General features: G+C 43.7%; 10 protein-coding genes and 1 riboswitch. Of the genes, 6 read left to right on the plus strand and 4 right to left on the minus strand.

Features of this window, described 5'->3' with window-relative positions; all coding sequences use genetic code 11:
- Positions 1-11: 11 nt before the first annotated feature.
- Positions 12-1,007 (plus strand): adenylate/guanylate cyclase domain-containing protein, encoded by a 996-nt coding sequence (locus DQQ10_RS12000; RefSeq protein WP_112747115.1) that lies wholly within the window; start codon positions 12-14, stop codon positions 1,005-1,007.
- Here the strand turns inward: DQQ10_RS12000 and DQQ10_RS12005 are convergent.
- A complete protein-coding gene (locus tag DQQ10_RS12005) occupies positions 997-2,256 on the minus strand; it encodes a Pycsar system effector family protein (protein ID WP_112747116.1) in 1,260 nt (419 codons plus the stop codon). The two genes, DQQ10_RS12000 and DQQ10_RS12005, sit on opposite strands and share 11 nt — an antisense overlap.
- A gap of 84 nt (positions 2,257-2,340) precedes the next feature.
- Here DQQ10_RS12005 and DQQ10_RS12010 point away from each other — a divergent pair, with 84 nt between their 5' ends.
- The 4 genes from DQQ10_RS12010 (at position 2,341) to DQQ10_RS12025 (ending at position 11,127) form a co-directional block, all read left to right on the plus strand.
- Positions 2,341-6,024, plus strand: a complete 3,684-nt coding sequence (locus DQQ10_RS12010; protein ID WP_112747117.1) for a BamA/TamA family outer membrane protein — start codon at positions 2,341-2,343, stop codon at positions 6,022-6,024.
- Positions 6,025-6,188: 164 nt separating this feature from the next.
- Positions 6,189-9,185, plus strand: coding sequence for a sensor histidine kinase (locus DQQ10_RS12015; protein ID WP_165823909.1), 2,997 nt, complete (start codon positions 6,189-6,191; stop codon positions 9,183-9,185).
- Between the two features lie 150 nt (positions 9,186-9,335).
- Positions 9,336-10,091: a LytR/AlgR family response regulator transcription factor gene (locus tag DQQ10_RS12020; protein ID WP_112747119.1), complete on the plus strand. Its 756-nt coding sequence runs from the start codon at positions 9,336-9,338 to the stop codon at positions 10,089-10,091.
- Positions 10,092-10,425: 334 nt separating this feature from the next.
- Entirely contained in the window at positions 10,426-11,127 is a 702-nt protein-coding gene (locus DQQ10_RS12025; RefSeq protein ID WP_112747120.1) for a hypothetical protein, read from the plus strand.
- On the opposite strand, the gene DQQ10_RS12030 is transcribed toward DQQ10_RS12025, so the two are convergent.
- From DQQ10_RS12030 to DQQ10_RS12040, 3 genes are all read right to left on the minus strand, one after another.
- Entirely contained in the window at positions 11,124-11,507 is a 384-nt protein-coding gene (locus DQQ10_RS12030; RefSeq protein WP_112747121.1) for an acyl-CoA thioesterase, read from the minus strand. The genes DQQ10_RS12025 and DQQ10_RS12030 overlap by 4 nt on opposite strands.
- Before the next feature lie 38 nt (positions 11,508-11,545).
- Complete coding sequence (locus DQQ10_RS28400) at positions 11,546-11,779, minus strand: cysteine-rich CWC family protein (RefSeq protein ID WP_112747122.1); 234 nt, start codon at positions 11,777-11,779, stop codon at positions 11,546-11,548.
- 161 nt (positions 11,780-11,940) lie between these two features.
- Positions 11,941-12,146: riboswitch (cobalamin riboswitch) on the minus strand.
- 232 nt (positions 12,147-12,378) lie between these two features.
- Positions 12,379-14,469, minus strand: a complete 2,091-nt coding sequence (locus DQQ10_RS12040) for a glycosyl hydrolase (protein ID WP_112747123.1) — start codon at positions 14,467-14,469, stop codon at positions 12,379-12,381.
- A 477-nt stretch (positions 14,470-14,946) separates the two neighbouring features.
- Between DQQ10_RS12040 and DQQ10_RS12045 the strand changes: the two genes are divergently transcribed.
- On the plus strand, positions 14,947-15,606 hold the full coding sequence (locus tag DQQ10_RS12045; RefSeq protein WP_112747124.1) for an NAD-dependent epimerase/dehydratase family protein: 660 nt from the start codon (positions 14,947-14,949) through the stop codon (positions 15,604-15,606).
- Positions 15,607-15,692: the final 86 nt, after the last annotated feature.

A 15,692-nucleotide genomic window follows, 5' to 3' on the forward strand; every position in this document is an offset into this window, starting at 1 on the left:
TCATACATACCATGATCGAAGTGACGTTCCCATCGTCGATCGTGTTTTATATGATGTACATGTACAACATGATGTCATTCATCGAGTCGCCGGTGGTGTTGGTTTACTTCCTTTTCATCATCCTCTCGGTATTGCATCTTGATTATCGCGTGAGCTTGTTCACTGGAATTTTTGCTGCCCTCATGTATGCAGGAATTACATATTATGCTTATAACCACGTCTCTACCAAAATTTACTTGACGCCGGCGCCTTCTAATACACATTATTTGAGATCGCTTATCCTGATTCTTTGTGGCGGCGCAGCCGCATATGTTGCTTCCGATTTGAAGCGAAGAATTAAATCAACTTACGATTCGCAGCAAGCACGCGATGAAATGGAACTCCTTTTTGGGCAGCAAGTTTCGAAAGAAGTTTCAAAAGCGTTGATCGAGGAGAAGGGCGCTACCAAAAGATTGGAAGCTACCGTGATGTTTGTAGATATTCGGAATTTTACGGCCTTCGCCGACACACATACGCCTGATGAAGTGATCGATTATCAAAATAAATTCATCGGCCCTGCCATCGATATCATCAATCAACATCAAGGTGTTGTGTTTCAAATTCTCGGCGATGGACTGATGGCATGTTTTGGCTCACCAGTTGAAAATGTACTCCATGCCGACATGGCTTACCAAGCCAGTTTGGAAATCGTAAGCCGCACACAACGCTCTGTTGAAGATGGCACGATCCCGCCAACATTGATCGGTATCGGTTTACACAGCGGCGAAATGGTTTCGGGAAATATTGGAAATGAAAATCGTAAACAGTTTTCAATCAGTGGATCACCGGTTATTGTTGCGTCGCGCATTGAGCAGCTCAATAAAAAATATGGTACACAATTCCTGATCTCCGGTGAAGTGTATCAACGCATAACACCTGGGAAACGAAAGATTGCTTTTCTCGGCGAAGAACCGTTACGCGGTATTGGCAAGCCGATCGAACTCTATCAAGTTGATGTTATAAGCTGAAAAAATCGCCTATTGAATAGGGCTGATAATTCACGATCATCTGGAAGAGGAACACGAGAATCGATGCTACAAAACCAAACATAAATATCGTGTACGACAGTCGGAGCCACTTGTATTTTCGCGCTAACACCTTTCCGAGAAAATAAATATCCTTAATCATACTGCCGTAGAGATAGTCGTAATCTTTCATCATTTCGCGCATACCCCAGTCGTACTCTTTCAAACTCATGTTGTGAAAATTTCCGAAGAAGAGGAGGTTTGCTTTTTTGTCTTCGATGTCTTTTGGATTGAATTTTCCCGTTCCAACATTTGGACGTGTCGCGAGTATTGCCATCACAATCGTAACGAGGCAGGTAACGACAAGCATAAGCGTCGGTACAAGCAAATGTGGATATTCACTTAACTTCCGGAATAAAACACTGACCACGATCGATAGGATGATCGTATTGATCGAAATCATGATATTGGCTTTCGTGTCGGCCATTCCACTTAAGGTCACGTGGTTTTCGGATGTTGTTCTAAACATCGTTTCGATACCGCGATCGGGCCTACTTCCTTTTTCGAGTTTAGCTTTCAGCTTCTCAAGATCTTTCCGCAGACTCTTTTCTGCCTTACTTTCCTTGCCCTCTTTTTCTTCGTGCACACCGTTTGCTCCCTTAATAATCTTTTTCAACTTCTTCGCGTTTTCTTTCTTCCTGGGTTGCAATACCGTTTTTCCGTAGGCCGTAAAATAACTGTGTTGTTTTAGGAAAGCATGATTAAATTTTAGCCAGTCGAGGTCGCTCTCAAACTTCATGTTTTTGATCGTCGCGAACTCCTGACGCAGACACTTACTTTGTTCTTGTGGATGAAGGCTAGCCAGGTGATGAAGGTCTGCATCACACAATACTTCGCCCATGACGTCTTGTGGATTTTGCGGCATCTTCGTCGCCATGATGGTGCGCTGAACGTCGATGATCTTTTTCTCGGAGGCGTTCCACTCTTTTAATATAGAGGTAGCAATGCCGACGGAAGTCGCCTCATGATTTTCGCACCCTCGCGTGTAACCCAAGTCGTGCAGCCAAGCCGAGATCAACACGGTTTCAAGCTGATCTTCATTCAATTCTGTGGCTATACCAATTTCAGCGGCAGCTGTCGCCACATCACGTGTGTGTTTAAGGTTATGAAATACGTACTCCGCAGGTAGTTCTTTTGCCAAGACCTCCTCTGCGTATGACCGCGCGCGACGAACAAGTTCTGTTTCTAGCATCCGTTAAGTGTCAACAAACTTAAAACTAAGAAAATTCATCCTTTTTGAATTGACAAAAAGCCCCTTTATTCTCAATTATGCGGGATGATTACCCGCTTCTGTAGTTTTCTGCTTCTTTTTTATACTTTTTCCATTCCATTATCAGGCCAGGAAAAAGCTTTTCAAATCTATTTTATCGGCGATGCCGGGGAACTTTCGCTTCCCGTCAATGGCATCCGCGAATCGATTCGTGCCAACCATGATCCAAACGTAAAAGCCGCCTTCATATTTCTTGGCGATAATATTTATCCCAAAGGACTTCCCGCCAAGCACGACAACGAACGGAAAAAGATGGAACAGGTTATCCAGGCACAAGTTGATCTTGGACTATCATTTTCGTCGCCCGTGTATGTCGTGCCGGGTAATCACGATTGGGATCGCGATCATAAACTAGGTTGGGATAAAATCAAACGCCAGCAAGAATGGATAGACTCGCTTAATAATCCACAAGTGTTTTTTTATCCTAAGGGTGGATGCCCAGGGCCAATTGAAGTGAAACTCACCGATAATGTCGTCCTACTCATAATTGACTCTCAATGGTTTTTGCATCCATGGGATAAACCTGAAGGCGATGATAGCCCGTGCGATGCAAAACGTCCCGAAGATGTTGTGTTGAAATTAGAAGAGCTTATGGCAGCAAATGCGGAGAAACGAATTATTGTCGCAGCACATCATCCGATCTACACATATGGAGAACATGGTGGAAATTTTACATGGAAAGATCACTTATTTCCATTGACAGGATTTGATTCGTCCAATGTTTACTTGCCAATGCCGGTGATCGGTTCGATCTATCCGCTGTACAGAAAGTTTATCGGTAACCGTCAAGATGTAGCCCACCCGTTGAATAAACGGTATCGTAACCTTGTTCGAGATGTTCTGGAACGATACCCGAACGTTATTTACGCCAACGGTCATGAGCACAATCTGCAGTATAGTTGGAAGGACTCTGTGCACTACATCACGAGTGGTTCTTCTGTGAAGACACGTTACGTGAAAAAGAAAGGCTACGCACAGTTTGTGTCTGCAACCTTAGGCTACGTAAAAATGGATGTGTTGTCGGATGGCTCGTCTCAGTTGAACTACATGGCCCATAAGAAAAGCGAACCCTTGCACACTGTGAAGATTAACAAACTTCCTTCGGCAAGTGTGACAAGCCCCGATGGTGAACGCAAATTTCCGGCTACGGTAACCGTTCATGCCAGCGATCGGTATAATCACGAATCAAAATGGTTGGGAAAAAATTATCGTCAAGAGTGGCGTCAAGATATCACCGTACCAGTCATCAATTTAGATACCGTTTATGGTGGATTAAAAATCGTTCAGAAGGGTGGAGGTATGCAAACGCTCTCCCTTCGTCTTGAAGACAAAAAAGGAAATGAATACACCTTGCGTAGCGTTGAAAAATTTCCGGAGAAAGCGGTACCGGAAATGCTGAAGAAGACATTCGCACAAGATCTGGTACAAGATCAAATTTCTGCTGCACATCCCTATGGTGCGTTGGTCGTACCTTTCTTAGCAGAAGCTGCTGGCATTTATCATACGAATCCTACGGTTGTGTTTATTCCAGACGATCCAAACCTTGGAATCTATCGTCGCGAATTTGCCAATGTACTTGCGTTGTTTGAAGAACGTCCGGCGGGAGAAGCAAAAGATAAACCGCATTTTGGGAATGCCGATAAAGTAATCAGTACGGACAAAGTGTTGTTAAAGCTGGCGGAGGATTCTGATAATAGCGTTGACCAGGAGTTTGTTGTTCGCTCTCGATTGTTTGACTTGACCATTGGTGATTGGGATCGTCACGATGATCAATGGCGGTGGGCTGTAATCAAAGATAAAAAGAAAGAAACCTATCGTCCGATTCCGCGCGATCGTGATCAAGCATTCTTTTACAGCGATGGATGGCTTGCTTCTTTCTGGAGCCGACGTTGGATATTGCCAAAGTTCGAAGGCTTTCGCGACGAAGTGAATTGGACACCAGGCTTCATGTTCAACGCGCGATACTTCGATAGAAGTTTCTTAAATGGATTAAGTAAAGAACAATGGATTACGCAAGCGAAGTCATTACAAGCAGCGCTTACCGACGACGTTATTCAGCAGTCTATTCTTAAGTTTCCAAAAGAACTTTATCAGCATCATGGCGATGAGATTGTTCGAAAGATCAAAGCCCGTCGTGATCAATTGACAAGATATGCCGGTGAGCACTACGCATTCTTGGCAAAAGAAGTGAACGTTGTTGCTTCCGACAAGAAAGATTGGTTCACGGTATCGCACGAATCTAATGGCGATGTGCGTGTAGATGTGTTTAAGATCAACAAGTCTAATGAGAAATCATCCCATTACTACAGTCGTGTGTTTCATCCCGAAGAGACCAAAGAGATCAGGCTATTTGGATTAGGTGGCGAAGATGTTTTTGAAGTAAACGGTGAAGCAAAAGGAAAAATTCGCCTGCGCGTTATCGGTGGAAATGGAATTGATTCTGTCGCTAATCAGTCTGACTTGCGTGTTGCGCTGTATGATCAAACCGGAGATGTAAAGATTTCAGGAAGCAACATTAGCGAGAAATTGTCGGATGATCCTGCCGTGAACACCTATGACCGAAAGGCTTATCGATATCCGTTGCTTGCACCGCTTGTCTATGGCAATTTTAATAATGACGACGGTATTTTTATAGGTGGTGGTTTTCTCTGGACAAAACATGGTTTTAGAAAACAACCCTACAAGAGTCAGCACCTTTTCTTGGCGAGTTACGCGCCGCTCACGAGTTCATACAACTTTAAATACGATGGACGCTTCAATCAGGTATTGGGAAAGTGGGGTGTAGATGTTGACTTGGATTGGAAAGCGCCAAACTTTGTTAACAATTTCTTCGGCATGGGAAATGAAACAGAATTTGATCGCGAGATCGATGAAGTGGAAGAATATGATTTAGAACGCGCGGTTGATTTCTATCGCGTGCGCCTGGAGCAAGTGGATTACCGCGTGAAGCTTACGCACCCGATTGGATCATATGCAAAAATCAAATTTGGTCCGGCATTTCAGAAAGTAGAAATAGAAGACCCGGAAAGCGATGAGGCACGTTTCATTGTTGGGTATGCAGCTTCACAAGAAGAGCCATTGTTAGATGAAGAGAAATCTTTCATGGGCGGCATTGTTGATTTTGAGGTAGATCACCGCGACCATAAAGCGCTCACAACGCGCGGGGTACTGCTCAAGCACAGCTCGATGGTGATGAAAGGTATACAGCGTAACGCAGGGGATTATACCAGCCATAATACAGCGCTGTCGTTCTATCATACTTTCCGCTTGCCTGCACGCGTAACATTTGCGATTCGCGCTGGCGGCGGTTTTAATACAGGAAACTTTGAGTTATACCAAGCGCAAATCTTAGATGGAAAAACTGAGCTGCGCGGTTACAGGAAGACAAGGTTCTACGGCGATAGCCGGATATTTACAAACAGCGAAGTACGAATTCGTATTGCAAGTTTTAGATCTTACTTGTTCCCAGCACACTTTGGTGTAAACGCATTTTATGATGCCGGCCGTGTATGGTATCAAGATGAATTCGGTAATGACCCTAGCACCACAGATGGTACGTCATCGATGTGGCATAACGGTATCGGCGGCGGTTTGTGGTTTACGCCATTTAATCTCACCGTGTTGTCTACTGAGTTTGCCCATGGTGAAGAAGGAAATATGTTTTATATAAGGTTGGGCTTCTTGTTTTAATACGGGCACGCCTCACGACATCAGGCAAGGTTTGCGTCTATGGTAAGTACTTCCAAAGAGGATGGTCATACCGGGTAGTTAAAAAAGTATTACCTTTAGTCGCTTAAATACCTAACCTGCGGCAGTGCTGTTGCATTGCACTCAAGTGAATGAAACGTTTGTTTGTGAAAATAGCCACACCGTTGTGTATCATCTGGCTGCTACTATGTGGCCATCTTTCATTCGCACAAAGTCTCAACTTTAAGAACTATACAGGAGAAGATGTTTTACCTTCTTCAAACGTGTATGCCGCCTTTCAAGATAGCAAGGGCTTCATGTGGTTCGGTACGGACCAAGGTGTTAGCCGTTACGATGGCTATGCTTTTTCGAACTATGCTGTGAGCGACGGATTGCCAGACAAAGAAGTGTTCGACTTTTTTGAAGATACGCAAGGTCGCGTCTGGTTTTTAACCATGAACGGCAAGGTTGGCTATTACAGAGATGGCAATTTCGTCAATGCCAGCATCGATTCTACGCTTCGTCCTCTTGATTCCAAGTCCTACATCTCGATGATGGGTGAAGATAAAAAAGGAAACATTTGGATATCCACCGTTAAAGACGGTCTTATTTGTTATAGACGGGATGGGAAGATTAACCGGTTATTTCAAGATAATGATTTTGGTAATATTCACGGATTATACTTTAAGCAGAAAGACCACAATATGTATTTGCTGACACAACGGGGGGTCTATTCGCTCGCGGTAAATGATGATTGTGATAGTGTTGTCGCAAATGTATTCCATGACGTCGGCAAGAAAATTGAAGACCATCGAAAGTTTCAGATTAACGATTGGTATCCGAAATTTTTACCAGTGAGTGAAGATGAAATTATCTATAAAGATTACTTTAAGCTTTATCGTACAGACCTATCAAAAAATACTTTTTCTATTCCTTACACCGTGGGCTCTAGTAAATCGATCTACAGCCTGGCACAAGATGGTGGTAATGTCTGGATAGGTACTTCGCATGGCGCTTTGCTTTATGATCGCGTTGAGAATAAAGTATTACGACAAGTGCTGAACAAAAGTATGATCACGGATGTGATGAAAGATGTTGAAGGCAACTACTGGTTTACAACCTATGGAGATGGTATCTACTTCTGTACATCACTTGAGATGTTTTGCTACACATCTGAAAATGGTTTAGTCGCTGATAAGGTAACGTGCTTAGCAAAAGATTCAGCCAACAGAATTTGGGTAGGATATGGTAGAGGCAAGGAAGATTACGTTGGCGGTGCAATAAGCTATATCGAAAAAAATAAAGTAGTTCGCGTTACACTTTCGGATAAAGCGTATTTCAATAAGTTAACGACGCGCAGCATAGAATTTAACGAAGGCAACCATTGGGTCGCTACAACGCAAGGTGTTTTTAAACTGCAAGGTGCACGTCGCGATGCGTTGATAACCTTTGGTCGTGGTGTCGCTCAGTATGGAGATGATTTGTGGTATGGTACAGGCGAATACATTTCTCGTATACCTATGTCTAGATTCTACAGTCAAAGTGTAGATGTTCATAAAACGTATCTAGATACCGACAAGCCTATTTGGTTTAAAGACACGGTGAGCTATCGCCGACTCGGCAAGCTTAAAAATTTTTACAAAGACAAGCAGCAACGTTTGTGGATTTCGACCGATCTGGAACTGCTACGCTACTATCGCGATACTGTGAAAGTGTTGTCTGATGATGAACGGTGGCGATTAACTGTCGCCGTGAATGATATTCAAATACTTCTGAATGGAACCGTCGTACTCGCAACAAATGGCGAAGGAATTGTCTTTTTGAAGAACGATAACATCGTTGGTTCCATTCGCGAAGACCAAGGCTTAAGTTCCAATATTTGTAATGCCATCTGCGTCGATAGTGATGGTATCCTTTGGGTCGCGACGAACAACGGGTTGAATAAAATCAAAGGCTACCCCGACAGCACCGCCGTAGATTACATGAACGTTTATGATGGAATTCTCTCCAATCAAGTTTCTGATGTGCTTGTCTCGGGTGATACGGTGTGGGTAGCGACAAGTAAAGGGTTGAATTTTTTTAATAAGCATTGGATAGACAAAAAGAAGATGTCACCGCGTGTGTATATCGAGAGCCTCACCGTGCGTGGCGTTCCCGTACAGCGTTCCAGTCAGGACTTGGTCTTTGAGTATCGCGAGAACGACGTAAGCATCAAATACACCGGATTACTTTTTAACAATGGTGAGCCTTTAATTTTTCGATACAAACTTCACGACTCGGATCCATGGCGGTTTACAAAAAGTACGTCTGTGTACCTTCCTGAGTTGCCACCAGACGATTACGAGTTTATTGTATCCGCACGCGGACGATCGGGCCATTGGAGTAGGGCCGCGACAATCAACTTTGAGATTACACGTCCGTTCTGGCAATCAGCTTGGTTTATCGCCGCGATAATTATTGGTGTAATCGCCGTGATCAGTCTTGCTGTATATTGGTCCTTTAAGCAACAGAAAAAAGAAATTCAACGTCAGCACCGTGTCACGATATCGGAGTTGAGATCCTTGCGAGCGCAAATGAATCCTCACTTTTTATTCAATGCGCTGAATTCAATCCAGGGTGTACTGCTGAAGCAAAGCGTAGAAGTAACGCAAGACTATCTCGGTAAATTTGGAAAATTGATGCGTACCATTTTGGATCATGCTGATAAGTCATCGATCTCGATCAAAGAAGAATTGGATTCTATTACCAACTATCTTGAAATCGAACAACTGCGTGCAAATCAATTTCAATATCATATCGAGATCGATCCGTCACTCGATATTTATAACCGTGAAATTCCAGCGATGATCATTCAACCTTTTGTTGAGAATGCGATTTGGCACGGCTTTGCACATAAAACAGACGATAACCAACTCACGATCAAATTCACCAATGGGCTTGATGATGAAACGTTTATTGAAATCATCGACAATGGAATTGGTAGAAAGAAAGCGCAGTCCTTACGATCGAGTAAGCATAAATCGAAGGGAATTCAACTGGTGCGCGAACGTATCGAGATCTTGAACTATAAGGCGCAGCACAAAATAAGTCTGGCCTTTATTGATCTCGAAGATGCAGACGGAAATCATCCGGGAACTAAAGTCGTCATTTCGATTCCTTCTTAATAAAGTACATCTTTGATTCGACGTAAACGAAGCAGGTGAACATGCAGATCATCTATATCCTATCGTGAATGTCGGCGATAAAACGACTCAGCGAATTTTTAAAACCGACATTCGTGTTTTAACTTTCCGGCAACAGTTAACATTTGTGATATGAAAACCGAACGCACCATCAGGGCAGTAATAATCGATGATGAGAAAGGTGCGCGTGAGTTATTGAGGTCGATGATTGAATTGTACTGTCCAACGGTGCAGGTATTGGCCGAGGCGGATGGTATCGAGAATGGTCGCAACCTGATCAAGGAAGTTCAACCGGATTTAATTTTCTTGGACGTTGAAATGCCGCCTGGAACTGGGTTTGATCTGATCAGAAGCATTGATTCACTTTCTGCGGAGATTATATTCACGACAGCGCACGATCACTACGCCATTCATGCGATCAAGATGTCGGCGCTGGATTATTTGTTAAAACCAGTTAATCGTCAAGAACTTGTGGCATCCGTTGCTAAACTGCAACAACGCAATTCGCAGATACCGCGAGAAGTTTTGGAATTGCTCAAAATGCAATTGGATTCCAAAAAAGATCAGGCAGATCGTCTTGTGATAGCGTCGCTGCAAGGTTTCGAAATCATTAAGGTCAGCGATATCATCTACTGTGAAGGTGACCGGAATTACACCACATTCCATTTGACCGAGCGTGATGCGTTGCTATCGTCTAAGACATTGAAAGAATATGAAATGCTGCTAGACGACAGCGTGTTCATCCGTGTGCATCAAAAATATCTGGTAAACATCAACTACGTTAAGCGTTATTTAAAGGGCCGTGGCGGTACGCTGGTTATGTCGAACGGCAAGAGTATCGAAGTTTCGCAGAGTAAAAAGCAGATTTTGATCGATGCTTTAGGGTAGAATTGACATTTTTTCGACGCGTTTAGTACCAAAAACTACCAGGTTGTTCAATGAACCGCCTTAACTGTTCATTTTGCCATTTCGGCCTTATCCTTTCCCGTACTTTTATATCGCTTTTGATAAATCGCAATTAATTGGAACCCCCAACTGACGTAGAAGCGAATTTACCCATGTAGCATCGGCCGTGCATAACCGGTTGGTGCAATGTTGTCTGCGACCTTCGTTGTTTATTGTCAGTCCAACGTTGTGTTATTATTGCTGGTAATTCCCGCTTGATTACAAGGGCATGCAGGAATCCAGCAATTTTTTTTTAATACACCTAGAACTTTAATGAATGATGGCCGCCCCCATCGGCGATATAACCGGAACGAATTTGATACCGAACAATAATGCTTTCAGCATTTTTTTGTCGGTAGCGCGTAAGCCAAAAAAATATTGGCTCTGCTTCCGCGTATCGCTTTTCATGATGGTGCTTTCTTTAGCGGCTTGCAGCCCCAGTGAATTTGAGTCTGCTGACGAGTTGCAACTTTTTTTGAAATCTCCGGAGAATAATCTTTCCTATCATACGCAACACAATAACATGACAATCTCGTTGACGTACAAGCCAACAGATTTAATGGTATATCAGGAGCTTGGTGATTCACCTGCAAACTATACGCAGTTGAATAACCTTCAGCGCAAATACGAGTCGTACTACTTCTTCATCCTGAATTTTTCTCACACGGCAACAAATAGTCACGCAGCGGGAAGCTTCTTCGAAAAAGTAAAAAAGCTATCGTATAATCTTCACGAATACGTAAACCTTACCACGTCAACCGATACAATCTTCGTTGGCGAGTTTGCACCGATCAGAACAATACCATCAGACCGTGAATCAGATATCATCATCGTTTTCAAGCGTGATAAATCGAAAGGTCACGAATGGGTGCAATTCAATTTGAATGAGTTTGGTCTCGGTGTCGGCAACCAGCAGTTTAAATTTCGCGTCGATGACCTCGAGAAAATTCCTCGCTTGAAGTTTGCGATAGTATCCTAGATCACCGGAGTAGAACGCTTGTGTTCATCAATGGCTACAAAGGTGAACTCTCCGGTTACAGCCTTTTCTCGATATTCCGAATACATTTCTTCAACATAAATCTCGACGAGAACTCGTAAACTCGTGTTGCCAACGTGAATTACTTTTCCAACTAATTCGATAATCGTACCGGCGGGAATCGGCTGACTAAAATCTATTTTATTACTTGATACCGTTACGACGCGTTTCCGGGCAAAACGTGTTGCCGTGATAAAAGCGACTTCGTCCATGAGTTGCATCGCGGTGCCACCAAATAAGGTGTCATAGTGATTGGTGGTGTTGGGAAATACAGCTTTAAAAATTGATGTGGTAGATTGCGCGATGCGTTCTTCGATAGTCATTGAATAATTTTATTTTGATAAGAAAAAAATCCTGTTGTTCACCGGTCGCCCAAAGCTTTTCGAACAGAGGCATTGAAATTGCGTTGATGATATTCTGATCGCATTTCTTCTAAGCATTGGGCACATAGGCAATCTGAAAATCTATTATTGATAAAATGATGAACCTCATCCGTGATACTCACACGACGACATTGGCAAAGACCAATTGACCCGGACTTGCATTCAAATGAAATTTTACAACGCGGACAATGTTTAGTTTCATGCTTGTTCATAGTTCCTCTAGTTAAGTCGGCGATGACCGCTCAACGTATTGCTTAAACGGAATAAAAAAAATGACAGGGAAAGACATGCGTACACGCACTAGTACATAAATTGTGGTTGGTTAAGTGTTACGATGACCAATGCCTGACAGATGCCTCATACCGCGAAAGCAATGTCAATGCGTTGAATGGCAGGTCTCCTGGCTTTCCCGATTTTTGTTTACCTTCTCATCCAATGGTGTGGACAATGGTATAACGAACAAAAAATTCTCGCATCTTTACGATGGCGGGATTACAGTTGCGCGACAGCCCGTGATTTGCACACGGTTCCTTTTTAATCTTTCTGACTCCAGAAAGAACCAGCAACGGCGATGATGTTGTTACGATGCAAAGAACGACAGGTCGAAAGTAGTGAAAAGCGGTTCAAAAGTTGAACGTTAAAGGTTAAACGTGTAAAGTTTTTCCGTTATGCAGAAGGGGCAAGCCGTTATACGTAGTTGGAGACTCAATTCGACAGCTGTACTTGTGATGTGTTCAATGTTTTCATCTAGCACACCTACATTAAAAAAGCCCCGCATTTTGCAGGGCTTGAGTCATCGGAGCATTTGTATTTATTCCTTCACGAATTTTTTCGCAGTTCTTTTTCCATTGAAGGTGAACATGGCCATGTAAATTCCAGGACGTAGTGTACTTGCTTCAAATGAAAACGCGTGTTGTCCGCGCGCAAGGCTACCGTTGTGAAGCGTGAGTGCCCGCATACCAGCGCTGTTGATCAGTTCTAACACAGCCATTCCCGAATCATCTACATTTACATTTAACACCGTCCTACCTTTCAGTGGATTCGGATAAATGCTTAGCACTTCTACATCACTTGATACTTCGCTTGTCCTTTCGCGTGCGGCTGCTGCTCCATAAACTTCTAATTCGTAAATGGAATATCCGTAAGTAGTATTTCGCGCCGTGCAATACAAGCGGACATAACGGGCTGTGCTGTTCAATCCTGTATGATCGTTCACCAGCGAAGCGTTGTTTGTTATCGTTCTCATATTAAACCACGTCGTTCCATTCGTTGATCCTTCAAGGTAATAGTTCTTTGCGCTCGCGGTCTCCCAAGCAACACGCACCCTGCTAACATTATAGTTCGCGCCGAGATCGACAGTGATCCATTGTGTATCACTATACGTACTAGACCACCTTGTCGTACCATTTGCATCAACGGCATTACTCGCAACGTTTCCGCCAGCTTCCGTCGAGGATACCGATACAGGACGGTTATAAGCCAGGTTAATACTTCCACCACCGCCGCTGAATGAAATCCAGTTGAGGTTAAATCCTCCTGCTGCAGCGTCGATGGCGATATCTTGTGTGCCAGCATTCAAGGTGATGTTGTGCGAAATCGTTGCCCACGTTTGCCATCCACCTGTTGCTGGTACTGCAATTGTTCCATATGTTGTTGTACCGCCAAGATTCTCTAGTCGAATGCTGCCACCACCATTTTGACTAGCAACACGATATTGTACAGTGTAAGTACCAGTAGCCGGTACGTTGACGCGATAAGCCATCCAATCATTCGTCTCAATGTAACCTACATTCTGACCACCACCGATGTCACTTGTTGTTTCCTTCTGTACGCCACTCATCTGGCAGTAACTTTCTGCTTGAACAGTTGCCGGTAGCGTTGCGCCTGTTCCCGTGCATCCACCTGTTCCCACATTGGCCCAGCCCGGCATTTCATCAAGCGTAACAACATTCGATGCACCATAAGCACTTTGTATTGCAGAAGTCGAGTTATTGCTGAATACCAACTCTGCCCACCCCATGAAGAATGTCCACCGGGGCTGTGAAGCAAGCGTGGATGATGAAGGCAACACGGAACATTCGCCAATTGCAATTGGTTTGTTACCGGCTTTGTTAACCAACGCATTGTATTTTGCTGATGTATATCCTTGGCCATCGGTGTAGTACATGTCGAGCGATAATACATCCCAATAATTGCTTCCAGGATCATAATTGTTTAGATCGCTCGCGAGTGTTCCAAAATCTTGAACATTCCAAACCCAAATCAGATTGGCTAGGCCCTTCGTATTTTGCAAGTAATCGCGCGTAATCTGATAGAGACGACGCGTTCCATTTGCGCCGGGCCTTCCTGCCCACCAAAAAATTCCTTGGTTCATTTCATGGAAAGGACGAAATAAAACTTCGACACCATTGTTCTCAAGATCTTGAAGGTACGTGGCGATCACATCCAGTCGCGCTTTCCAGCGATTGTTCAAGTTCGTGCCATTCGTGATCAGTTCGTTCCATTGCGCATCGCTTAATTCGCTTACAACACCACCATCCCAATTGCATGGCTCATTTTGTGTCGGCGGACATGAGTGATACATTAAATTGACAAGCGCACCATTGGCCCATTCAACCTTTGCCTGATTGATCATCGTTTGTCGGTTCGCAATGTTGTCGGCTTGAAAAAGAAAGTCTCCACTCCACAGTGCAGGATACCTTCCTGTGGTACTGTAAATTTGATTCGTCCATTGACTTGGATTCGCATTCGGTTCACGATTGTGTTGGCCGGCGACGGTACGTTGACCAGAAATGCTGTTCAAAAAGTTAAGCGACTTGAATTGTGCCGCACCCGGATAGCTAAGCAATAATAAATTTAACAGGAGCAAGATACTAAAGCTCCTCACGTTCACGTTTTTCATATGCGTCTAGGGTTTAGATGTGTTTAAGTTTTTTGTAGTGCGGGAACATACTTGCCCATGTTCCCGCAATTTTTTTGTCCAGTTTCAATCCACCGTAGTCAATACCAATTCAGTTGGCCGAGCCTTTTTCTGGCTTGTAGTATGCGACATCCTACACTGGTCCTGCACTCTCAGTGTGTAGCACAAGCCACCTTCTATAAGAGCGCAACTGGACATACACTACACCTTCGTCCTCTTCTCTAGCTGTGATGGATCGAAATTATTCGTAAACGTTTGCGTGATCTTCCACAATAGTCCCGATTACTTGTCGAGCGGTACGTTCATGACAATCCTGCGATGTCGTCTGAAGGAAACCGGATTTATCCGATACGCCACTTTCTTGTCGGGCACTTGAAATAATTATATCGCGTAGACGTCTCCTTCTTTAACGGTACAACCTGGCGTTGTATCTTCAGAAAAATCTTAAATCGAAATGGCATGAATGTGATCATTACTGGTGCAACGGGCATGGTAGGCGAAGGTGCTTTATTAGAATGTCTACAAAATCCCGTTGTTAAGAAAGTCTTGATTATTAACAGAAGACCTTACGGTACAACGCATCCCAAGCTGCAAGAAGTTATTCATGAGAATTTCTACGACTTTCTTCCTATAGAGCATTTGCTTTCCGGCTATGACGCATGTTTTTTTTGTTTGGGTGTAACATCCATTGGCTTGAATGAACAGCAGTATACAAAGCCAACGCATACACTAACGCTTCATGTTGCTGAAACACTCTGCAGGCTAAATCCACAAATGACTTTTATTTATGTATCTGGCGCAGGTACTGATAGTACAGAGAAGGGTAGAACCATGTGGGCACGCGTAAAGGGAAAAACTGAAAATGATCTGATGAAACTTCCTTTCAAAGCTGTGTTTGCTTTTCGCCCAGGATTTATGAAAAGTACGCCGGGTGCTAAAAACACGCTTTCATTTTATAAGTACGTTGAATGGCTTTTTCCCATAGGCCGCGCGTTGTGGCCCGGCGGATTTTGCAAACTTAGCGAAGTAGCGCAAGCGATGATTAATGTCACGCAGCATGGCTTCGATAAAAACGTGCTTGAAGTAAAAGACATTGTACGGGCTGCTCACAAGCGCTAAGTGTCTGATGGGCGGTTCGAAAAATAGCTGCACGATTCTAATTGCTGTACACGTTCTTTAACACTGAATAGGACTGGTATACTACT

The organism is Pseudochryseolinea flava, assembly GCF_003286915.1.
GTDB classification, from domain to species: Bacteria; Bacteroidota; Bacteroidia; order Cytophagales; family Cyclobacteriaceae; genus Ohtaekwangia; species Ohtaekwangia flava.